The 21,915-nt window shown below is 62.1% G+C and carries 22 protein-coding genes; 11 read left to right on the plus strand and 11 right to left on the minus strand.

Annotated features, from left to right (window positions below; genetic code table 11):
- Positions 1–10: 10 nt before the first annotated feature.
- Entirely contained in the window at positions 11–472 is a 462-nt protein-coding gene (locus NJC40_RS12685) for an LEA/WHy family protein (protein WP_045488476.1), read from the minus strand.
- 107 nt (positions 473–579) lie between these two features.
- On the opposite strand from NJC40_RS12685, the gene NJC40_RS12690 reads away from it, so the two are divergent.
- Positions 580–1,119, plus strand: coding sequence for a hypothetical protein (locus NJC40_RS12690; RefSeq protein WP_045488479.1), 540 nt, complete (start codon positions 580–582; stop codon positions 1,117–1,119).
- Between the two features lie 11 nt (positions 1,120–1,130).
- Here the strand turns inward: NJC40_RS12690 and NJC40_RS12695 are convergent, their stop codons facing one another.
- On the minus strand, positions 1,131–1,604 hold the full coding sequence (locus NJC40_RS12695; protein ID WP_045488481.1) for a YchJ family protein: 474 nt from the start codon (positions 1,602–1,604) through the stop codon (positions 1,131–1,133).
- Between the two features lie 3 nt (positions 1,605–1,607).
- Positions 1,608–2,105, minus strand: coding sequence for a DUF6231 family protein (locus NJC40_RS12700; protein WP_045488483.1), 498 nt, complete (start codon positions 2,103–2,105; stop codon positions 1,608–1,610).
- A 299-nt stretch (positions 2,106–2,404) separates the two neighbouring features.
- Between NJC40_RS12700 and NJC40_RS12705 the strand changes: the two genes are divergently transcribed.
- From NJC40_RS12705 to NJC40_RS12715, 3 genes are all read left to right on the plus strand, one after another.
- On the plus strand, positions 2,405–3,115 hold the full coding sequence (locus NJC40_RS12705) for a PA1041 family peptidoglycan-binding anchor lipoprotein (protein WP_045488485.1): 711 nt from the start codon (positions 2,405–2,407) through the stop codon (positions 3,113–3,115).
- A gap of 172 nt (positions 3,116–3,287) precedes the next feature.
- Positions 3,288–3,563, plus strand: coding sequence for a DUF1145 domain-containing protein (locus NJC40_RS12710; protein WP_045488487.1), 276 nt, complete (start codon positions 3,288–3,290; stop codon positions 3,561–3,563).
- A complete protein-coding gene (locus NJC40_RS12715; protein ID WP_253139045.1) occupies positions 3,556–4,314 on the plus strand; it encodes a collagen-like protein in 759 nt (252 codons plus the stop codon). The genes NJC40_RS12710 and NJC40_RS12715 overlap by 8 nt, the downstream gene beginning before the upstream one ends.
- Before the next feature lie 28 nt (positions 4,315–4,342).
- Here NJC40_RS12715 and NJC40_RS12720 read toward each other — a convergent pair whose 3' ends face one another.
- Positions 4,343–4,813 (minus strand): CopD family protein, encoded by a 471-nt coding sequence (locus NJC40_RS12720; RefSeq protein ID WP_045488491.1) that lies wholly within the window; start codon positions 4,811–4,813, stop codon positions 4,343–4,345.
- 142 nt (positions 4,814–4,955) lie between these two features.
- Here NJC40_RS12720 and dinG point away from each other — a divergent pair, with 142 nt between their 5' ends.
- The 7 genes from dinG (at position 4,956) to NJC40_RS12755 (ending at position 14,087) form a co-directional block, all read left to right on the plus strand.
- Complete coding sequence (gene dinG, locus NJC40_RS12725) at positions 4,956–7,100, plus strand: ATP-dependent DNA helicase DinG (RefSeq protein ID WP_045488493.1); 2,145 nt, start codon at positions 4,956–4,958, stop codon at positions 7,098–7,100.
- Positions 7,101–7,199: 99 nt separating this feature from the next.
- Positions 7,200–8,348: a serine hydrolase domain-containing protein gene (locus NJC40_RS12730; protein ID WP_253139042.1), complete on the plus strand. Its 1,149-nt coding sequence runs from the start codon at positions 7,200–7,202 to the stop codon at positions 8,346–8,348.
- 150 nt (positions 8,349–8,498) lie between these two features.
- Positions 8,499–9,533, plus strand: coding sequence for an OmpA family protein (locus NJC40_RS12735; protein WP_257105478.1), 1,035 nt, complete (start codon positions 8,499–8,501; stop codon positions 9,531–9,533).
- Positions 9,534–9,658: 125 nt separating this feature from the next.
- Positions 9,659–10,306 (plus strand): pyridoxamine 5'-phosphate oxidase, encoded by a 648-nt coding sequence (pdxH, locus tag NJC40_RS12740; protein ID WP_253139036.1) that lies wholly within the window; start codon positions 9,659–9,661, stop codon positions 10,304–10,306.
- A gap of 155 nt (positions 10,307–10,461) precedes the next feature.
- Positions 10,462–10,926: an outer membrane lipoprotein gene (locus NJC40_RS12745; protein ID WP_253113499.1), complete on the plus strand. Its 465-nt coding sequence runs from the start codon at positions 10,462–10,464 to the stop codon at positions 10,924–10,926.
- A 189-nt stretch (positions 10,927–11,115) separates the two neighbouring features.
- Positions 11,116–12,960, plus strand: a complete 1,845-nt coding sequence (locus tag NJC40_RS12750; protein WP_253139033.1) for a LodA/GoxA family CTQ-dependent oxidase — start codon at positions 11,116–11,118, stop codon at positions 12,958–12,960.
- Positions 12,957–14,087, plus strand: coding sequence for an NAD(P)/FAD-dependent oxidoreductase (locus NJC40_RS12755; protein WP_253139016.1), 1,131 nt, complete (start codon positions 12,957–12,959; stop codon positions 14,085–14,087). The genes NJC40_RS12750 and NJC40_RS12755 overlap by 4 nt, the downstream gene beginning before the upstream one ends.
- A 51-nt stretch (positions 14,088–14,138) precedes the next feature.
- Here the strand turns inward: NJC40_RS12755 and nhaA are convergent, their stop codons facing one another.
- The 7 genes from nhaA to livH all read right to left on the minus strand — a co-directional run bounded on the left by nhaA (position 14,139) and on the right by livH (position 21,774).
- Positions 14,139–15,305 (minus strand): Na+/H+ antiporter NhaA, encoded by a 1,167-nt coding sequence (gene nhaA / locus NJC40_RS12760; RefSeq protein ID WP_253139013.1) that lies wholly within the window; start codon positions 15,303–15,305, stop codon positions 14,139–14,141.
- A 216-nt stretch (positions 15,306–15,521) separates the two neighbouring features.
- The gene (locus NJC40_RS12765) at positions 15,522–17,135 is read right to left on the minus strand and encodes an NAD(P)/FAD-dependent oxidoreductase (protein ID WP_253139010.1); all 1,614 of its coding nucleotides are present in this window, start codon (positions 17,133–17,135) and stop codon (positions 15,522–15,524) included.
- A gap of 92 nt (positions 17,136–17,227) precedes the next feature.
- On the minus strand, positions 17,228–17,911 hold the full coding sequence (locus tag NJC40_RS12770; protein WP_253139007.1) for a COG3650 family protein: 684 nt from the start codon (positions 17,909–17,911) through the stop codon (positions 17,228–17,230).
- A 202-nt stretch (positions 17,912–18,113) separates the two neighbouring features.
- Positions 18,114–18,815, minus strand: a complete 702-nt coding sequence (locus NJC40_RS12775) for an ABC transporter ATP-binding protein (protein ID WP_045488514.1) — start codon at positions 18,813–18,815, stop codon at positions 18,114–18,116.
- Complete coding sequence (gene livG / locus NJC40_RS12780) at positions 18,816–19,583, minus strand: high-affinity branched-chain amino acid ABC transporter ATP-binding protein LivG (RefSeq protein WP_045488516.1); 768 nt, start codon at positions 19,581–19,583, stop codon at positions 18,816–18,818.
- The gene (locus tag NJC40_RS12785) at positions 19,580–20,848 is read right to left on the minus strand and encodes a high-affinity branched-chain amino acid ABC transporter permease LivM (RefSeq protein WP_045488518.1); all 1,269 of its coding nucleotides are present in this window, start codon (positions 20,846–20,848) and stop codon (positions 19,580–19,582) included. The genes livG and NJC40_RS12785 overlap by 4 nt, the downstream gene beginning before the upstream one ends.
- Positions 20,845–21,774 carry a high-affinity branched-chain amino acid ABC transporter permease LivH gene (livH, locus tag NJC40_RS12790; RefSeq protein WP_045488520.1) on the minus strand — a complete coding sequence of 310 codons (930 nt, stop codon included), beginning with the start codon at positions 21,772–21,774 and terminating at the stop codon, positions 20,845–20,847. The genes NJC40_RS12785 and livH overlap by 4 nt, the downstream gene beginning before the upstream one ends.
- Positions 21,775–21,915 lie beyond the last annotated feature (141 nt).

Below are 21,915 nucleotides of genomic sequence, written 5' to 3' on the forward strand. Positions count from 1 at the left end.
TCGGCGGCCATTATATCTCGCCGTCGACCCCAATACGCACGCTGTCGCGAAACAACAGACCAGTCTTGAGTTTGCCCTCAAGGCGATAAGGGATCGGTTGCCCGCGCTGCTTGAGCTTCTGGGCAATTGGTTTGGCGTGGCGCCACAGGTTGGTACGCACCGGCACCACGAAGATTTCATGGCTGTGCCCGGCGACCAGAAACCAGTCGGTGACCTGATCTTCGGCCAGGATCAGCTCACCCAGCATGATTTTGTAGCGCAAACCGCGCACCAGAAGGCGTGAGTCATTGGGGTTGTCGACCTCGAAATGCAGTTTGAAGTCTTGCTGCAATAGCTGCACTTTGACGGTCTCAACCTTGAGCAGGCGCAGTTGTGGTGGCTGCCAGGCACGTGAACCCCACCCGCTCGAGCATCCGCTCAAGGTGCCGAGCAGCAGGGCCAGCAGCCAGAGTCGTGGGAATGTCAGTGTCATGCCGATGACCGTCAGGGGCGAGGGTATTGGCAGAGTGTAGGCCATCAGGTTGTTCGTGCGGACAAGCCTGCGCCATACTTTGGATACAGGCTTGAAGAGAGGCAGTGATGAGTCTTTACGAAATCGTCTTCAGCGGTCGGCTGGTAGCAGGTGCCCAGCCAGACAAGGTCAAGGCCAATCTGGCGCGGTTGTTCCAGGCCGACGAGCAACGCATGGCGCTGTTGTTCTCCGGACGCCGGCTGGTTCTGAAGAACAACCTCGACGCTCAGGCCGCCGAAAAGTACCGGGCGACGCTGGAGCGTGCCGGTGCGTTGGCCGAGGTGGTGGATATGCATCCGCGCATCGAAGAAGTGGAACTGGCGCCGCCGCCGGATGCGCCAACCTGGCTGAAAAAGCCCAAGCCGGGTGACGGGCGGTTGCAGGTCACGCCCCGCGACCTGTACATGGCGGCATTCGTCGATGTCGATGCCCCCGACCTGCCGCTGGCCGAGGTCGGCAGCGACCTGCAAGATGCCAAACCAGCACCGCAGGCGCCGCGACTGGACCTGTCCGGTATCACTCTGGCGCCGGCTGGCAGTGACATGGGCCAGCACAAGCAGCCCCAGGCCAGGCCCGCGCCGGACACTTCACACCTCAAGCTGCTCTGAGCAAGCCGTTCCTACAGCAGGTAGCCGGCGCAGCATTTCTTGAATTTCTGCCCGCTGCCGCACGGGCAGTTATCGTTACGACCCGGCTTGAGCGGCACGGTGGGGTCGATGAAGTACCAGCGCCCCTGATTCTGTACAAAGGCCGAGCGTTCGCGGTGGCTGTGTTCGCCGTGTTCATCGTGCCAGCGTGCGGTGAAGGTCACGAATGCGTGTTCCGGCTTGCCGCCCAGCACCTCGGTGTCTTCCACCTCCAGGCCCAGCCAGGTGCTGTGCGCGCTCCACTGGGCGATGGCGTTGCGGTCCAGCGCATGTTGTTGGGCCGGCAGCGTGGTGTCGAGCAGGTAATCCACCTGGCTCAAGACATAGGCGCTGTAGCGCGAACGCATCAGCTTTTCCGCGCAGGGTGCCGGCTGGCCGGCATGAAAGCGGCCGCAGCAGGCCAGCAACAGATCCCCGCTGCCGCAGGGGCAACTTGCACTACTCATGCATCACCACCAGTACTTGCCAAAATTTTCCGGGTTGGCCCAGAACTTGGCATTCAGCCAGTCGGGCACCTGTTTGTATTCACGCAAATCGTAAGTAAACAGCGTCAGCACCTGTTCATCGCGGCTGAAGCGTTCGCTGGCTTGCAGGGCCAGGGCGAAGAAGTCGGTTTCCTGCCAGCCGCAGGCCTGCAGGTCAGCCAGCACCGCGATGCGGCTGGCGTTGAGGTTGCGGATGCCGCCAAGCAATTGCAGGCCGTCGCGCCGCGGGATGTGTTCAAGGCAATCGACCACCAGCGCCAGGTCGAAGCGTTGGGCGGCCAGTTCGGTCGGCAGTTGCCCGGGCGCGGCGACGGCCAGTTCGGTGTCCGGGTGCGCCTCACGAAAAGCCTGCAGGGCCGGGAACGTTTCGCTGCCGATCAGCAGCAGGCGTTGCGGGGCGTAGCGGTCGAGCAGGGCGGCCAGCGCCTGTTGCGGTGTGCGGGTGGAGAAAGCAGCGGTCATCATCGTTCCTCTTGACTGTGCAAGCGTAGCGTTATCGGCAACGGGCAAGGCCTGAAAGTTTACTGGATCGGCCGGTAAGGGAAATGGCTTTTCGCCGTATGCCTGCACATCGTCTAGTCTGGACCTTTGCGACGATACCCAGTGTGGCAGGGGACCAAACGCCGGTTCGGCGGGCAATTTAATTGTGCCGCGGCGGTGAACCTTCTCGATTTCGCAAAGGACAAACGGTAGCGCACTGGCAAAGTGCCGTCGCAAAAAACCTCCGCGGCAAACCGGCCGCCCCTCGGGAGTGCAGAACAATGAATATGCTTAGGACAGCGGTACCTTTGATCCTGGTGAGCAGTGTGCTGACCGGTTGTGCGGGCTTGCAGAAAGAAGACTGGCCAAAATGTGCCGCTGGCGGCTTCCTCGGTGGCGCGGCGGTGGGGGCGTTCCAGACCGCAGCGGTGGCGGCCAGCCTCGGCGGCGCAGTGGGCGTGATGGCCGGTGCTTATTGCTGGGTGCATGGCGACGGCGACGATGATGGTGACGGCGTACCGAACAGCCGCGACAAGTGCCCGGATACTCCGCGCGGCACGCCGGTCGATGCCACCGGTTGCCCGATCGTGGCCGCGCCTGCACCTGAGCCGATTCCCGCTGCGCCAGCGCCACTGCCGCGTGAAGAGGTGATCAACATCAACAAGGAAGTGCTGTTCGAATTCGACTCGGCGCGCCTGACCGCTTCCGACCGCACCAATCTGGACGTGGTTGCCAGCCGTCTGCGTCAGGAAGCCGCTACCGTGCAACTGCGCGTCACTGGCCACACTGACAGCGTCGGCAGCGATGCCTATAACCAGAAGCTCTCTGAGCGTCGTGCGCATTCGGTAACCGATTACCTGATCAGTTCGGGCGTGCCACGTGCCTCGTTCGTGTCGGTGTCCGGGGAAGGCGAGTCGCGTCCTGTCGCGGACAACAAGACCGCTGAAGGTCGCGCGCTGAACCGCCGCGTTGAAGTGAAAATCAACCGCTGATCCACCGCTCCCTGTACCGGTCCGGCGACTGTTGCCGGGCCGGTTATCTGCTCTGCCCCCTGCATTTACCTGTCGTCACTGGCATTGTGTGCTGGCTTGGCGTTACTGTGCGCGCTGCACATATGATGCGAAAGCCAAGCGTTTGCATACACGACATGATCAGGGGCCTGAAATGAAGCTGTTCTGGGGGTTGGGAAAAGTGTTGATGCTGGGGTTCTGGGCAGTGGTGCTGATCAACCTGCTGGTTGGTGCTCCCGGTCCCTTTGACGTGGTAATCGACATGGCAGGTTGCCTGATCCTGCTGACCCATCTGTTGGAGCTGGTGCTGTTCAATGCCAGCCTGCGTGGCCGCGCCCAGCCCTGGCGCGATCGCGGCAAGATTCTTGTATTCGGTATCTTTCATCTCCAGGCCATCGGCCGTCCACGCGTCGAGGCCCGTCATGCGTAAATTCCTGTTGCTTGCCACCCTGTGCAGCCCCCTGGCCATGGCCCAGGACATTCAGGTGCAGTCCCATTCGCTGTTGCGCCTGCCGGCCAGTGGCACCGTCTTGCAGGTTCAGCGCCTGGAAGTGGCCGATTACGGCACCTTGCTGGTTCCCGGCGGGGTCACAGACCTGAAGGTCGAACAACTGCTGCTCGGCCACGAAGCCCGGATCGCGATCGTCCCTGGCAGCCAGCCACTGAACGTGCTGATCGGCACGGCGCAACTGGGCACCGGCAGCCAGATCACGGCACGCGGTGCGCCGGGCACTTATCAGAAAGCGCCGACACCGGGACGCAACCTGACCTTGCGTATTCAGGCATTGCAGGCTGAGGAACTCTCGGTGGATGCCCGTGGCGGTACCGGCGCGCCAGGCTACGTGGGCCTGGACGGTGCCAACGGCCAGCCACCGGGTTGCACCTGGGGCAGTGCCGGGCGGGGTTATGACGGTGATGCCGGTGGTAATGGCCATGATGGCGCCGCGGGCGGCCAGGTGCGTCTGGAGCTGCCGCTGGGCTTTGCTGCCGAGCGCGTCAAGGTTAACGTCGACGGCGGTGCCGGTGGTGCGGCCGGTGAAGGCGGTAAACCAGGCAAAGGCGGTGAGTCCAAGGGCTGCATCGTCTACCGCGCCGATGGCGGCAAGGCCGGCACCGCCGGAGCGGCGGGGCAGGCGGGTGCCGCAGGACCTGCCGGGGTGGTGAACGTACAGCGTTTCTGACCGGCGCCGCCTGGGCGGCTGCGTCGACCTATGACCACAGCGCCGGCCGCGCTGCGGCAAGCGCTACCACCGCCAGGCCGATCAACAGATTGATACCCACCAGCCGGCGGATGCGCCCCAGCACCCCGGCGCCTTCGGCCCACTGTTCGGCTTGCACCGCCTGACGCAGCTCGGGCAACTGTAACGAATGAATGCGTAGAAACACCGCGACCATCACCACATACAGGCCCATCATCGCCTGCACATAACGCGGCGCCAGCTCCAGGCTCGGGTAGTTCAGGCGGGCAAACACCACCCCGGTAACCGGCAAGATCACGATGGCGAGCCACACCCAGGTAAAAAATCGCGGAAACACCTGGACCCATAATCTCAGGCGCAGGGGACCCTCAAGTGCTGCAATGATTGCCGGGCGCAGAATCATCCAGGCGAAGAACATGCCGCCGACCCAGACCAGGGCCGCCAGAACATGCAGGGTGTAGGCAAGAGTTGATACGCTCATGAAGGCTCCTGATGGCGATTTGTCCGACCGCTGACGATGCATTTGCTGCGATGCGTTCAGCGCAGATGGCATTAGCGCGCTATGATAGCGCCCACTTTGAAACACTGAAAATTTATCCAGCCTTTTGCCGTATCCCGAGCCAATGATCAGCACCGAACTCAAAGCCCAGATCCAGGGCGCCTATTCGCGCTTCCTCGAAGCCAAGAGCCTCAAGCCTCGTTACGGCCAGCGCCTGATGATCGCGGAGGTCGCCAAGGTGTTGGGCGATGTCGCGACCGACGATGAAGGGCGGCGTAGCGGGGACCCGGCGGTGGTTGCAGTGGAGGCCGGAACCGGCACCGGCAAGACCGTCGCGTATGCCATTGCCTCGATTCCGGCGGCCAAGGCGGCCGGCAAGCGGCTGGTGATCGCCACCGCTACCGTGGCGTTGCAGGAGCAAATCGTTTTCAAGGATTTGCCCGACCTGATGCGCAACAGCGGCCTTAGCTTCAGCTTTGCTCTGGCCAAGGGGCGTGGTCGCTACATGTGCCTGTCCAAGCTCGACCTGCTGTTGCAGGAGGGTAACCAGAACAGCGCCACTGCCCAGTTGTTCGAGGAAGAGGGCTTCAAGATCGAGGTCGATGAAGTCAGCCAGAAGCTGTTCAACAGCATGCTGCAGAAACTGGCTGGCAACAAATGGGACGGCGACCGCGACAGCTGGCCCCAGGAACTCGACGACCTGACCTGGTCGCGGCTGACCACCGACCATAGCCAGTGCACCAGCCGCCATTGTCCGAACTTTCAGCAGTGCGCCTTCTACAAGGCCCGCGAAGGCATGGGCAAGGTCGATGTAATCGTCACCAACCACGATATGGTCCTTGCCGACCTGGCGCTGGGCGGTGGTGCGGTCTTGCCCGACCCGCGCGATACCGTCTATGTGTTCGACGAAGGTCACCACCTGCCCGACAAAGCCATCGGCCACTTCGCCCATTACACGCGGCTGCGCTCCACCGCCGACTGGCTGGAACAGACCGCCAAGAACCTCACCAAGTTACTGGCCCAGAATCCGCTGCCGGGCGACCTGGGGCGTTATATCGAGCAGGTGCCGGAGCTGGCCCGTGAAGTGAAAAACCAGCAGCAGTTCATGTTTGCGGCCTGCGAGCAACTGGCGGACTTTCGTGCCGGTGAAGACACCGAAGGCCGCGAACGGCCGCGCCACCGCTTCGTCGGTGGGGTGATTCCCGAGCATATCCGCGACATCGGCATCGAGCTGAAAAAGGGCTTCTCGCGGCTCAACGACCTGTTTACCCGCCTGGCTGACCTGCTCAAGGAGGGCATGGACGGCGAGGTGAATATCGGCATCGCCAGCCATCAGGCCGAAGAATGGTATCCCCTGTTCGGTGCCCTGCTGGCCCGTGCCCAGGGCAACTGGGAGCTGTGGACCGCCTTCACGGCCGAAGACCCGGACGAAAGCCCGCCCATGGCGCGCTGGCTGAGCCTGGCCGAGAGTGGCGCGATGTTCGATATTGAGGTCAATGCCAGCCCGATCCTGGCCGCTGAGATGTTGCGCCGCAACCTCTGGAATGTCGCCCATGCCGCGCTGGTCACCTCCGCAACCCTGACCGCGCTGGGCAAGTTCGACCGTTACCGGATGCGCTCCGGCCTGCCCAGAGATGCCGTGACAGCGGTAGTGCCCAGCCCGTTTCACCATGCCGACGCCGGTGTATTGCGGGTCCCGGACCTCAAGGCCGACCCGCGCAATGCCGCCGAGCATACCGCGGCGATCATCCGTGACCTGCCGGAGCTGGTCGAAGGCTCCAAGGGCAGCCTGGTGCTGTTCTCGTCGCGGCGGCAGATGCAGGACGTGTTCGACGGCCTGGACCGCGACTGGCGCAAGCAGGTGTTCATCCAGGGCAACCTGTCCAAGCAGGAAACCCTCAACAAGCACAAGGCGCGGGTCGACGGCGGCGAGTCCAGCGTGCTGTTCGGCCTGGCGAGTTTTGCCGAAGGGGTCGACTTGCCGGGGGCGTACTGTGAGCACGTGGTGATCGCCAAGATTCCTTTTTCGGTACCGGACGACCCGGTTGAGGCGGCACTGGCCGAGTGGATCGAAGCCCGTGGTGGCAACCCGTTCATGGAGATTTCCGTGCCCGACGCCTCGCTGAAACTGATTCAGGCCTGTGGCCGCTTGCTGCGCACCGAGTCTGATCGAGGCACCATTACCTTGCTCGACCGGCGCCTGGTGACCCAGCGTTACGGAAAAGCCATCCTCAATGCCTTGCCACCCTTTCATCGCGAGATTTCATGAAGCGCGGTTCACAACGGCCCTGATCGCTGAAACAATACGCACCGACATTTGACAGGCGCGGCTGAGCCCGCCGCGAAACCGCCAGCCAGGAGCCAAGCGTTGCAGATCCAGGGTCATTTCCAGCTTGAATTCGAAGCCGTACGTGAGGCGTTTGCCGCACTGTTCGACGATCCTCAGGAGCGTGGCGCTGCGCTATGCATCCAGATCGGTGGCGAAACCGTCGTCGATCTGTGGGCCGGCACGGCTGACCAGAGCGGCAGCGAGGCCTGGCACAGCGATACCATCGCCAACCTGTTTTCCTGCACCAAGCCATGGGCGGCAGTCGCTGCATTGCAACTGGTAGACGAAGGCAAGCTGCGCCTCGACGAGCCGGTCGCGCGTTTGTGGCCCGAGTTCGCCGCTGCCGGCAAAGACACCATTACCCTGCGTCAGTTGCTCTGTCATCAGGCCGGTCTGCCGGCGCTGCGTGACCTGCTGCCGGCCGAAGCGCTGTATCAGTGGGACACCATGACCGGCGCTCTGGCGGCCGAAACTCCGTGGTGGACGCCGGGGCAGGGCCATGGCTATGCGGCAATCACCTACGGCTGGCTGGTGGGCGAGATGCTGCGCCGCGCCGATGGCCGCGAGCCGGGTGATGCCATCGTCGGCCGTGTCGCCAAACCGCTGGGGCTGGATTTTCATATCGGCCTGGCCGATGAAGAGTTTCACCGTGTTGCGCACATCGCGCGTGGCAAAGGCAACGCCGGTGACGAAGCCGCGCAGCGCCTGCTGCAAGCCACGATGCGCGAACCGCAGTCGATTACCTGCAAGGCCTTCACCAACCCGCCCTCTATCCTGACCAGTACCAACAAACCTGAGTGGCGGCGCTTCCAGCAACCGGCGGCGAATGGTCATGGCAATGCCCGCAGCCTGGCCGGTTTCTACAGCGGTTTGCTTGACGGCAGCCTGCTCGAATCGGAGCTGCTCGGTCAGATGACCCGTGAGCACAGCCTGGGCCAGGACAAGACCCTGCTGACCTCTACCCGGTTTGGGCTGGGCTGCATGCTCGATCAACCGACGGTCGCCAATGCCACTTATGGCCTGGGCCCCAGGGCGTTCGGTCATCCGGGGGCGGGCGGTTCGGTGGGCTTTGCCGATCCCGATTACGACGTGGCCTTTGGCTTTGTCACCAGTACCTTGGGCCCGTACGTGCTAATGGACCCCCGTGCCCAGAAACTGGCGGGTATACTGCGTGAGTCTTTGCAGTAAGTATTGCTCATAAGTGCTTGTTTAATACCGATTGTCAGTTTCTCTGGTAAAAGCCAACCGTAGAACGGTTTCTTTTTCCACTCTGTCTTGATGCGTGTTATACGACGTTGCTCGCGTCCTTTTGTCTGCCACTTTCGTTGTAGGTCGTCCATGTCCTCGAAAAGAACTCTTGCCATCGCTTTGTGCATCGCCGCCCTGACCGGTTGCGCCCAGACCCCGAAAACCGATGCTGCGGCTGACGCCTCCAGCCCATGGTACTGGCCGTTTGGCTCCGAAGCTGCTGCCGATGGCAAAGCTGACGCGGCGGCCGACAAGGTTGCCAGCAAGCCCGAGGACAAACCCGCTGCCAAGCCTGCACCGTCCATGGTGGCCAAGTCCGAGACCGACAGCCGCTGGTGGTGGCCGTTCGGTTCCAGTGACAGCAAGCAAGCCACGCAAGAAGCCAAGGTCTTGCCGATGCCGGATCCAAAGCTGACCCAGGCCTGGCTGGACGAGTACGAGCCGCGGGTGCGCACCGCCATCAAAGACAGCAATTTCCAGTTCGAGCGCCGTGACGACCTGCTGGTCATCACCGCCCCGGTCGACTCCTCGTTCAACCCGGATCGGCCGGCCATGCTGCTGCCGGTGACCCTGGGTCCGATTACCCGTCTGGCCAAGGCCGTCGAGGGCGATGCCAAGACTGCCGTGCTGATTCTCGGTCACGCCGACACCAGCGGTGCCAAAGAAACCAACCAGAAGATCAGCCAGGAGCGTGCCCAGTCGGTCGCAGCAATCTTCCGCCTCAGCGGCCTGGAACGTAACCGCCTGAGCCAGCGCGGCATGGGCGCGGTGATGCCGCGTGCCGCCAACGACAGCACCCAGGGCCGTGCCCTGAACCGCCGCGTCGAAATCCTGCTGACCCGCCAAGACACCATGCGCGCGCTGATGAGCCGCTATGACGTACCGGCGGTCGCGCCAACGCTGGTCGCGGTACAGGACGTCAAACCGGCGGCTGCCGCTCCAGCGCCGGCCAAAAAAGCTGCCCCAGCCAAGAAAGACACCGCTAAAAAGGCCGCACCGGCCAAGAAAGAAACCGCCAAAAAGGCAGCGCCAGCCAAGAAAGAAGCGGCCAAGAAAGACACTGCGAAAAAGGCCGAGCCTGCCAAGGCTGTCGCCAAGAAGACCGACGCCCAGGCCAGCAACTGACCTGAGCGGCGACCTGCTGGCGGCCAACATTGACCGCCAGCAGGTCGCCAGCGCTTCAAGCTGTCCTGTGCCGGGCTGTTATGCTTAACTGCCCGGCTCAGCAAAGCCTTGAAGGAGCACCGCCCATGACCTCATCCCTGGCCGATATGCGCCGTGACTACGCCCGCGACGGTCTGACCGAAGCCCAGGCGCCGGATGAACCCTTTGCCCTGTTTGATCAATGGTTCGCTGAAGCGGTGAAGACCGAACAGGCGCCGGTGGAAGCCAATGCCATGACCCTGGCAACGGTGGACGCCGACGGTCGCCCGCATTGTCGGGTGCTGCTGCTCAAGGCTCTGGACAGTCAGGGCTTCACCTTTTTCACCAACTATGACAGCGCCAAGGGCCAACAGATGGCCGGGCAGCCGTTTGCCGCCATGACCTTTTTCTGGCCGACCCTGGAACGTCAGGTACGCATCGAAGGGCGAGTGGCGAAGGTCACCGCGCAAGAGTCCGATGATTATTACCAGGTCCGTCCGCTGGGCAGCCGGCTGGGGGCTTGGGCGTCGCCGCAAAGCAGGGTCATTGCCGACCGCGCCGAGCTTGAGCAACTGCTGCACGCCACTGAACAGCGCTTCGCTGATAGCCAGCCGCAATGCCCTGCACATTGGGGCGGCTACCGTCTGGTGCCCGACCGGATCGAGTTCTGGCAGGGGCGTCCGAGTCGCCTGCATGACCGTTTGAACTATCGTTTAACAAATGATGGCTGGATTCGTGAGCGGCTGGCTCCGTAGGATCGCAACTGAATTATCTCCCGCCGCAGCCGTCTGAATATCACTCGGCGCCTGTCTGTATGGCGCCTGAATGAACTCGATATGCAGCCTGCCTGGTCGTGACGGCATCGCTGGCCGGGAGTCTAATGGTTACTCGATCTTCAGGAGATACCCTCATGCGCAAATCTGTATTGCTGGCTGCTTCGTTCGCTGCGATGGCGTTGACACTGGGCGGCTGTACCTCGAACCTCACTGGCGATTCCTACTCGCGTGACGAAGCGCGGGCGGTGCAGACTGTACGCTTGGGGGTTGTCCAGGCCTTGCGTCCGGTGAAGATCGAAGGCACCAAAACCCCGATTGGCGCCGGTGCAGGTGCGGTGGTCGGTGGGGTGGGCGGCAGCGCTATCGGCGGTGGACGCGGCAGTGTGGTTGCGGCGGTGATCGGTGCGGTCGCCGGCGGCCTGCTCGGCTCGATGACCGAAGAGGGCCTGACCCGCACCCAGGGCGTCGAAATCACCGTACGCGAAGACGACGGCAGCATGCGCGCCTATGTTCAGCAGGTGCAGGAAAACGAGATATTCCGGGTGGGCGACCGGGTCCGGGTGATGACCGTCAACGGCACCAGCCGGGTGACCCACTGATCGCAGCTTGATCCGCTTCACAAAAAAACAACCCGATCCACTGTGATCGGGTTTTTTTTGCCCGCCAGATTGTTTTCCCGCCAGCCCGCACGTTCGAATGTAAGGTTGATGGCATTATGCTTTTACTGTGCTTTACTCGCTGTGCCAAACCTACATCGGATGGTGACTTTTCTTTCAAGGGAAAACGAAATGGGCGACAGAAGTGGCGACAAGGATATCGTTTACGCAAAGATTCACCCGTCCATTGGCATTGCACGGGTCGGTAATTCAAAGGACGAGTTTTATATCGGACCGCAGGTCGTCGAACCCAAGCCGCAGCCAGCCGGGTTTTATCGCGATAGCACCGGCGCGCTGAAGCGCGAGGTCGCGCAATTTCGGATCTACGGCTATGACGCACAGGGCAAAGTGGTCCGCGAGCTGTATATGGACAAGGAGGTACAGGTCGAGTGGACGGTGGAACTCGCCAACCACAAGGCTGCCTGGTACAACTTCGAACTGGCGCTGGACATTCCTGAGGCTGCAAGCTTGGCGCCGACCCGGCGCAACGCTGACGTGAAAGCCCCGCAACGCAGTGCGCTGTCGATCTTGCCGGGGGCACGGACGATCAAGTCGCCGAATGCGCAGGGTGATGAGTACCGCTTTGGCGGCGGCAAGTTTTTTGACACCGAGGTCCCGCTGGGCGAACTGCGCACCGACGCCCATGGCCGGTTGCAAGTGTTCGGCGGTCATGGCAAATCCGGCTCCTGCGACGGCAAGGCACCGGTAACCTTCGCCAACAATGATGGCTGGTACGACGATACCAGCGACGGTCCGGTGACCGCCCGCGTGCGACTGGACGGACGCGAACTGGAGGTCGCCCCGGCCTGGGTGGTCGTAGCGCCACCCAACTACGGACCTCAGCAGAAGTCAGTGCGCACCCTCTATGCGCTGATGACTGATCTGGCGGTCCAGGCAGGGCAATTGCCAGCTCCGCTGCATCCCTCGTTCCGCGATGATATCCTGCCGATCTTCAAGGCCATGTGTGATCTGCAATGGATGAACAGCGGCTTTGCGGCCGGCTTCGGCCATGGCATGGCGCAACATTTCCTGGCACCGGACTATTTGCACAAGCTGTCGCAGCCGGGCGAGACCTATGCCGAACTGCGCCGCACGGTGGCAAACAGTTTCCGTAACCCGGAAGATGGCGATATTTCGATGAAGCCATGGCCGTGGGTTTACGGTGATGCGATGAATGTGCCGATGCCGCTGTCGCCGCGTGCGATGAATGCACTGAGCACGACGCAGTTGGCTTTGCTGGATCGCTGGGCAGAGGGCAAATTCATTGCCGATTACGATCCCAAGCACGTTCCGGAGTATGAATTCGACAAGATCCCGTTGCAGCAGCAACCGGCCACGCTCGACCGTGCCGCGCTGGAATTCTGTCTGGCCGATGCATTTCACCCCGGTTGTGAAGTGACCTGGCCAGTGCGCCACGCGACCATGTACATGGAACCCTACCGCTGGCGTCACCGCAGTGCCGACAATCCCGAGCCTGACTACGGAGCCAACCTGACGCCGACCAGCGTGGCTTCCTACAATGGCCCACTGTATGCGCAGTTCCCGGGCTCGATCACGCGCTGGATGGCGGTGCCATGGCAGACCGATACCGCCAGTTGCCGCTCCGGCTACGACAAGCAATATGATCCGCACTTGCCGACCTTCTGGCCGGCGCGGGTGCCCAACCAGGTCCTCAGTGCCGATAACTACCGCAAGGTTGTGGATGCCAGCCTGAGCAAGGAAGAGCGGCTGCGGGCCTTCAATGAGCGTTCTGACTGGAACCGTACTCTGGGGATCACGGATCCACTGCAGACGATGGTGGATCACTTTGATCGCCAGGGCATTGTCGAGGTTCGTTATAAAGACCTCAACGATCCGGACTTCCCGGATGTGATGCAGGTCGAGGATCGCGGTGGCGATGATTTGAGTTCCGAAGCGCAGGAGCTGGTTGATCACGACATCCGTGAAATGCTCATCGCCGGGACGCCGAGGGTGTGATTCAGCCAGCACGGTGCGCACCTCAACAGCACTGGGACGTTATCGTGTGCGGCGCCGGGCCTGCGGGCTCGGCGCTGGCGCGTCGACTGGCCGGGCGGCATCGGGTGCTTGTGGTGGATCGTGAATTGCCGTCTGGCTCTACGCGCACGGCGCAGACATGGCGCATCGGTGAATCACTTCCAGGTTCGGCTGCCGTACTGTTACGGCGGCAAAACCTGCTGGAGCGGTTCCTGGCTGACGGCCATGCCGAGCGCTGTGCCAGTGTCTCTGTCTGGGATAGCGTCGAGCCGGTCTGGTTCGACGCCTTGCGCGACCCGGCAGGTCCAGGCTGGCATCTGGACCGCATGCGTTTTGATGCCATGCTGCGCGACGCTGCGCACCAAGCGGGGGCTGCAAACGCTACGGTGCGCGGGCGGCTTGAGGTGCAGCACGATGGCACGCATTGGCAACTGGCTGATGAGCATTCGGGGGCGCAGCATCGCGCCAGGGTGGTCGTCGATGCCACCGGGCGCAATGCAGCGCTGTGCCGCAGCCTGGGTTTGCGCAGGCAGGCGGCGGATGATCTGGTGTGTGTACATGTTCTGTTGGCGGCGCAGGTGGACGATGTCGACCGCAGTACCCGCACTTGTGCAGACCAGGATGGCTGGTGGTACAGCGTGCGTGTGCCGTCAGGTGAACGGGTGCTGGCCTGTCATCTGGATGCCGATGATCCGGCACTGCGTGAGTTGCGTAACGCCAGGGTGTTGCTCGAACGCGCCCGGCGTCTGCCGCTGTTGGCGGCGGTGCTGCCGCCAGATGTCGGGGCTGCGCAGACTCATGTCTGCCCGGCAGGCAGTGTGGCGCTGGACTTGAGCGGGTGCGCGCAGCGGCCAGGCTTCTACGCGGTCGGTGACGCTGTGCTGGCTTTCGATCCGCTGTCGTCGCAAGGTTTATTCCACACGCTGGCGTCGGCTGACAGTGCGGCCAGCGCCATTGAAGGCTATCTGCAAGGCAACGACCTTGCTGCGCACGCCTATTGGTCCGAAATGCAGCAGGTCCAGGACCGTTACTTTACTCATCTGGCGGCCACCTATGCGGGCCCGGTACGTCACCGTGAGCGTCCGTTCTGGGCGCGGCGGCTGGCCTGAACTTGATGAGTGGCGCTGCAGCCTTGTGTAGCGGCCACTCAACTCGGGCTGTCAGCGCTTGGCGCTGGCCATGGCCATTACCGCATAGCCAATCAGCGCGGCCAGCAATGAGCCCGTCAGAATGCCCATTCGGTCCACACCGGCAAACGGGCTGACACCCGGCACGAAGGCCAGTGAGCCAACAAACAGGCTCATGGTGAAGCCAATCCCGCACAGGATCGACACGCCCAGTACCTGACCCCAGTTAGCCTCGCTCGGTAACTTCGCCAGCCCACAAGCCACCACCAGCCAGGTCAGGCCGAATACCCCAAGGGTCTTGCCCAGCAACAGCCCGGCGCTGATGCCCATCGATACCGGGTGGGTGAAGCTTTCCAGGCTTAACCCGGCCAATGGCACGCCGGCATTGGCGAAGGCAAACAGCGGCAGGATGGCGAACGCCACCCAGGGGTGCAGCCCGTGCTCCAGGCTCAACAGCGGCGAGTCTTCACCGGCCTGGGTGCGCAGCGGAATACACATTGCCAGGGCGACCCCGGCCAGGGTCGCGTGTACACCGCTTTTGAGCACGCACACCCACAGCACCAGGCCAACCAGCAGGTAAGGCGCCAGACGCACGACGCCCAGGCGATTGAGGATGATCAGCGTCAGCAATGACAGCGCCGCCAGGCCCAGCGCCAAGTGCGACAGTTCACCTGAATAGAACAGCGCGATGACGATGATCGCGCCCAGATCGTCGATGATCGCCAGGGTCATGAGAAACAGTTTGAGCGACAACGGCACGCGCTTGCCGAGCAGCGCCAGCACGCCAAGCGCGAAGGCAATATCAGTGGCCATGGGGATTGCCCAGCCGCCCAATGCCGTGCTGTTGTTCATATTGAGCAGCACGTAGATGGCGGCTGGCACGACCATGCCGCCGATGGCGGCCGCGCCGGGCAGGATGATCTGTGCAGGGTTGGAAAGATGGCCCTCGAGGATCTCGCGTTTGACCTCCAGGCCAATGACCAGAAAGAACAGCGCCATCAGCCCGTCATTGATCCATAGCAATGCCGGCTTGGCGATTTGCAGGCTGCCGATCTGGGCGACTACCGGGGCCTCGAGAAAGGCATTGTACAGCCAGGACAGTGGCGAATTGTTGATGATCAGCGCCGCGGCAGCGGCGGCGATCAGCAGCAGGCCACCGGCGGCTTCGAGTTGAAAGAAACGGATGATCGTAGTGCGCATGGGCCGGATCGCTCTCCAGAGGGAAGAAAAGACACCGGGTTCGTAACAGCGGGCGTTGCGCCAGCATTTTGCACAGCTACGGGGGTGTCCGGAGTTGCGAAAAGTTTAACGGGCCCCCCACAGATTCTGTGGTGGAAGCGTCTCTTAATACTGTAGGACGTTTCTGTAAATTATCGTTGGTCGCGGCTGAGCGGAGGACCGCCCAGCCGCCTGTCATCAATCAGCGATGCCCAGCAGATCTCGCGCTACCGCTTCGGCAATGCGGATACCGTCCACACCTGCCGACAGAATGCCGCCGGCATAGCCTGCGCCTTCACCCGCCGGGTACAGCCCCTTGACGTTGAGGCTCTGCATGTCTTTGCCACGGGTGATGCGCACCGGCGCCGAGGTGCGGGTTTCAAGCCCGGTGAGCACGGCGTCATGCAGGGCGTAGCCTTTGATCTGCCGATCGAACACCGGCAACGCCTCGCGGATCGCATCGATGGCGAAAGCCGGCAGGGCCTGGGCCAAGTCCACCAGTTTCACGCCGGGCTTGTAGGACGGCTCGACGCTGCCCAGTGCGGTGGACGCCTTGCCGGCAATGAAATCACCGACCAGTTGCGCCGGGGCTTCATAGTTGCTGCCGCCCAGCTCATAGGCCAGCGACTCCAGGCGCTCCTGGAACTCGATGCCCGCCAGTGGTCCGCCGGGGTAGTCACGCTCGGGGTCGATGCCCACCACCAGGCCGGAGTTGGCATTGCGCTCGTTGCGCGAATACTGGCTCATGCCGTTGGTCACGACGCGGTTCGGTTCGGAAGTGGCTGCCACCACCGTGCCGCCCGGGCACATGCAGAAGCTGTATACCGAACGGTTGTTGCTGGCGTGATACACCAGCTTGTAGTCGGCCGCACCCAGTTTCGGGTGGCCGGCATACTTGCCCAGCCGCGCCTGGTCGATCAGGGTCTGCGGGTGTTCGATCCGAAAACCTACCGAAAACGGCTTGGCTTCCATGTACACGCCCCGCCCGTGCAGCATGCGGAAGGTGTCACGGGCGCTGTGACCCAGCGCCAGCACCACATGTTGCGAGTCGATGCGCTCGCCGTTGGCCAGTTCGACACCTTGTAGCTGGCCGTCTTCGATCAGCAGGTCAGTGACCTTGTGCTCGAAACGCACCTCGCCGCCCAGCGCGATGATTTCGGCGCGCATGTTCTCGACCATGCCGGTCAGGCGGAAGGTGCCGATGTGCGGTTTGCTGACATACAGAATTTCGTCCGGCGCACCGGCCTTGACGAACTCATGCAGCACTTTGCGACCATGAAACAACGGGTCCTTGATCTGGCTGTACAGCTTGCCATCGGAGAACGTGCCGGCGCCGCCTTCGCCAAATTGCACGTTGGACTCGGTGTTGAGGATGCTTTTGCGCCACAGACCCCAAGTGTCTTTGGTGCGCTGGCGGACTTCCTTGCCGCGCTCCAGCACGATCGGTTTGAAGCCCATCTGGGCCAGCAGCAGACCGGCAAAGATACCGCACGGGCCGAAACCGATGACCACCGGACGGCGATCGAAACCTTGTGGGGCGTGGCCGACGAACTTATAGCTGACATCTGGCGCCGGACCGATCTGCCGGTCGTTGGCCAGTTTGTCCAGCAGCGCTGCTTCGTCGCGGACCTTGAAGTCCAGGGTGTAGATGAAGAACAGCTCGGTGGATTTCTTGCGCGCATCATAACTGCGCTTGAATACTGTGAAATCCAGCAGGTCGCTGTCGGTGATACCCAGACGCTGGACCAGGGCGGTACGCAGCTCTTCATCAGGGTGATCGAGGGGCAGCTTGAGTTCGTTGATTCGTAACATTGAGGCACATCCGGTTTCGGGCCGCAGGTTCAGCCCGGCAGCACTACAAGAACCGGGCATTATATGCGGCATCGATGCCTAGATGTTATGCGTCAGTCATTTCTTGAACCACCGTAATAGCCACAGCCGCGTACTGCCTGGCCGTTGATGCGCAACTCTGCGCTCAGGTGGCGCAGCGCGCCGCTCTTGCTGTCGACACAACGTTGCGGTGCAACCCACAGCTCGACGCGCTGGCCGTTGGCTTCGCTGCTCAGGTTGAAGCGGCCATCGGGCAGTTGTTCTTCCAGGTAGGGCAGGGCAACCGGCGGTTGGCCCTGGACATCGATGATCATGCCCTTGCCGCTGACATTCACGTTCCATACCGGGTTCTCGCCATCGGCATGCAGGGTCAGGCGCTTGAAGTTCGGATCTTCGCAGGCCTGGCCTGTGCGTTCAACCCGGTACCACTGATGCAGGTCCAACTGGCCGTCGCCGCCTTCGGCCTTGCTGGCATTGAAGCGGCCGCGCAGATCAGCGAACACTTTGCCTTGGGCATCGGCCAGGCCGGCGGCTTCCTGCAGGATGGCGGTATTGCCCCGGTCCAGCACCACATAGCGGCGCGGCTCGCCGCAGGGCTGGAACAGCAACTTGCCGTTATCGCCAGTGAGGGTGCCCTGCATACGGGTCATGCCGGCGGTTGAAACCTTGGCCGGGGCGCTGGATTGCAGATTGAGCAGTTGGCAGCCCGCGAACAGCGGCAGCATAGAGAAGAGAAGGGCAGAGCGGAAAGCGGACATGCGACGGCCTCACAGACAGATGCCGACACGTTACGCACAGCGGGGATGGATCTCAAGTGAAGAGCGTCGCCTGCGGAGCAGCCTCCCACCGAGTCGCAGGTGTATCTACTATTTGAGCGCGCCTCCCACAAGGCCTGCGTCGAGCCGGAATCTGGCGAACGACAGGTACCTGTGGGAGGCGGCTCTGCTGGCGAATGGAACGTCAGCCGCCCAGATAAGCCTCACGCACTTTTGGGTCGACCAGCAGGTCTTCACCGCTGCCCTGCATCACCACCCGGCCATTTTCCAGCACATAGGCGCGGTCAGCGATTTTCAGGGCCTGGTTGGCGTTCTGCTCGACCAGAAACACCGTCACGCCATCACGGCGCAGTTGCTCGATGATGTCGAAGATCTGCTGGATGATGATCGGTGCCAGGCCGAGCGAAGGCTCGTCGAGCAGCAGCAGCTTGGGTTTGCTCATCAGCGCGCGGCCAATGGCAAGCATCTGCTGTTCGCCGCCGGACATGGTGCCGCCGCGTTGGCTGAAGCGCTCCTTGAGGCGCGGGAACAGATGCAGGACCTTGTCCATCTGTTCCTGATAGTCGCCCTTGTCGGTGAAGAATCCGCCCATGGCGAGGTTTTCTTCGACGGTCAGGCGGGCGAACACCCGGCGGCCTTCCGGCACTACCGCAATGCTCTTGCGCATGATCACCGAGGACTCCTGGCCCACCAGTTCTTCACCCAGGTAGCGGATGCTGCCGCTATGGGCGCGCGGCGAGCCGCACAGGGTCATCAACAGAGTGGATTTGCCGGCGCCGTTGGCACCGATCAGGGTGACGATCTCGCCCTTGCGCACCTCGACATTGACGCTGTGCAGCGCCTGGATCTTGCCGTAGAAGGTAGAAACGTTTTCGAACTGCAGCATTTACGCTTCCCCCAGGTAGGCTTTGATCACGTCGGGATTGTCACGGATTTGCTGTGGCGTGCCGTCAGCCAGCGGCGTGCCCTGATTGATCACGAAGATGTGGTCAGAGATGGTCATGACCAGTTTCATGTCGTGTTCGATCAGCAGCACGGTCGCGTTGTGCTCGTTACGCAAGACACCGATCAGCGCCTTGAGGTCGTCGGTCTCCCGCGGGTTGAGGCCCGCAGCCGGCTCGTCGAGCATCAGGATGCGCGGACGGGTCATCATGCAGCGGGCGATTTCCAGGCGGCGCTGCTGACCGTAGGCCAGGGTGCCGGCCGGGCGGTTGGCGAACTCCTTGAGGTTGACCGCTTCGAGCCAGTGCTCGGCGTAGTCCATCGCTTCGCTTTCGCTGCGGCGAAACGCCGGGGTCTTGAACAGGCCGGCCAGGAAGTTGGTATTCAGGTGGCGGTGCTGGGCGACCAGCAGGTTTTCCACGGCGGTCATGTCTTTGAACAACCGCACGTTCTGGAAGGTCCGCACCACGCCTTTGCGGGCAATCTGATGACCGGCCAGGCCATGGATTGCCTCGCCGTCGAGCAGGATGCTGCCGGAAGTCGGTTTGTAGAAACCGGTCAGGCAGTTGAATACCGTGGTCTTGCCGGCGCCGTTGGGGCCGATGATCGACACCACCTGTTTTTCATTGACGGTCAGGGCCACACCATTGACGGCCAGCAGGCCGCCGAAGCGCATGGACAGACCCGAAGCTTGCAGAAGTGGGCGGCTCATTTGCTCGGCTCCGATTTCAATTTCATTTCGGGGCGCTGCATCGGCAGGAAGCCTTGAGGACGCCAGACCATCATCAGCACCATCATGGCGCCGAACATCAACATCCGGTATTCGCTGAACTCGCGCATCAATTCCGGCAGCAGGATCATGACGATTGCTGCCAGGATCACGCCAAGCTGCGAGCCCATGCCACCGAGTACCACAATGGCAAGAATGATCGCCGACTCGATGAAGGTGAACGATTCCGGTGTCACCAGACCCTGGCGGGCGGCAAAGAAGCTACCGGCGAAACCTGCGAACGCAGCGCCCAGGGTGAAGGCGGAAAGCTTGATCACGGTCGGGTTCAGGCCCAGTGCACGGCAGGCGATCTCGTCTTCACGCAACGCTTCCCAGGCGCGGCCGATCGGCATGCGCAGCAGGCGATTGATGACGAACAGAGCGAACAGCGCGAGCATCAGGGCAACCAGATAGAGGAAGATCACCTTGTTGATCGAGTTGTAGGGCAGGCCGAAGAACTCGTGGAAGGTCTGCATCCCCTCAGCCGCCTTGCGTTCGAACGACAGGCCGAAGAAGGTCGGTTTCTCGATGTTGCTGATACCGTTAGGGCCGCCGGTGAAACCGGTCAGGTTACGCAGCAGCAGACGAATGATTTCACCGAAACCCAGGGTCACGATTGCCAGATAGTCACCGCGTAGACGCAGCACCGGAAAGCCCAGCAGGAAGCCGAACAGCGCCGCCATCATGCCGGCAATCGGCAGGCAGACCCAGAAGCTCAGGCCGAAATAGAACGACAGCAGCGCGTAGCTGTAGGCGCCCACGGCGTAAAAGCCCACGTAGCCGAGGTCGAGCAGGCCGGCCAGACCGACCACGATGTTCAGCCCAAGGCCCAGCATCACGTAGATCAGGATCAGGGTGGCGATATCCACCGCGCCGCGTGAGCCGAAGAACGGCCAGACCAGAGCGACCATGACCATCGCCAGGATGATCCAGCGCTGGGTGCTCGGCAGGGTCAGGAAGTTGCTGGCCTTGGCCGGCATCACCGGCAGGCCTGGCGAGGAGCGCCAGGCGGCAGAGATCTGCTCGCTGAACAGTACGCGCAGGAACATTGCCAGTGCTGCACAAAGGATCACCGCGATGGTCGTGCTGCTGGCATTGAGCACCGCCAGATTGACGCCGACGATTTCCAGCTTCAGACCCAGCACCGGGTAGGCCACGGCCAGCACCAGCAAGGCGCTGAAAAACGCCGATTTGAGTTGTTTGCTCATACTTTTTCAACCTCCGGACGGCCCAGCAGACCGGTCGGCCGGAACAGCAGCACCAGAACCAGCAGGCTGAACGCCACAACGTCTTTGTACTGGTCGCCAAAGATATCGGCGCCGAAGGCTTCGGCTACACCCAGTACCAGACCGCCGAGCATTGCGCCCGGAATACTGCCAATACCACCCAATACTGCGGCAGTGAAGGCTTTGATCCCGACCAGAAAGCCCGCGTTGGGGTTGATCACCCCGTATTGCATGCTCAGCAGCACTGCTGCAACGGCGGCCAGGGCGGCACCGATGACGAAGGTCAGAGCGATGATGTTGTTAGTGTTGATACCCAGCAGGTTGGCCATCTTGATGTCTTCGGCGCAGGCACGGCAGGCGCGGCCCAGGCGAGAGCGGGAGATGAACCAGGTCAGGCCCAGCATGGTCAGCACGGTGACGATGAAGATCAGCACCTGCATGTAGGAAATGACCACTTCATGGGTACTGGCCGAGCCGAACACGAAGTTGCCCGGAATCAGGTTGGGAATCGACTTGTCCTTGGAGTCTTGCGCCAGCAGTACCGTGTTCTGCAGGAACAGCGACATGCCGATCGCGGAAATCAGCGGGATCAGACGGTTACTGCCACGCAGCGGTCGATAGGCGACCCGTTCGATGCTGTAACCATAGGCACTGGTCACCACGATACTGGCCACGAAGGCCGCCGTAATGATCAAGGGCAGACTGCCCAGGCCCATCATGGTCAGCCCGGCGATGGCGATGAAGGCCACGTAGGAGCCGATCATGTACACCTCGCCGTGGGCGAAGTTGATCATGCCGATGATGCCGTAGACCATGGTGTAGCCAATGGCGATCAAGGCGTAGGTGCTGCCAATGGTCAGGCCATTAACCAGCTGTTGAAAGAAATGATAGATGTCTATCTCGGGCATTACAGCGCTCCTGAAGGCCTACACTGAGGTTCACTGGCCAATCGTGTCCCCGTTGCGCGTCAAGGTATTGCTCCCGCGTTGACGCAAATCCAGTGAGCCAGTGTGGCTTCGAGTTGTTCAGGTGGCGATGGAGTCTTGTGG

Source organism: Pseudomonas sp. 21LCFQ02, from assembly GCF_024129895.2.
GTDB lineage: Bacteria > Pseudomonadota > Gammaproteobacteria > Pseudomonadales > Pseudomonadaceae > Aquipseudomonas.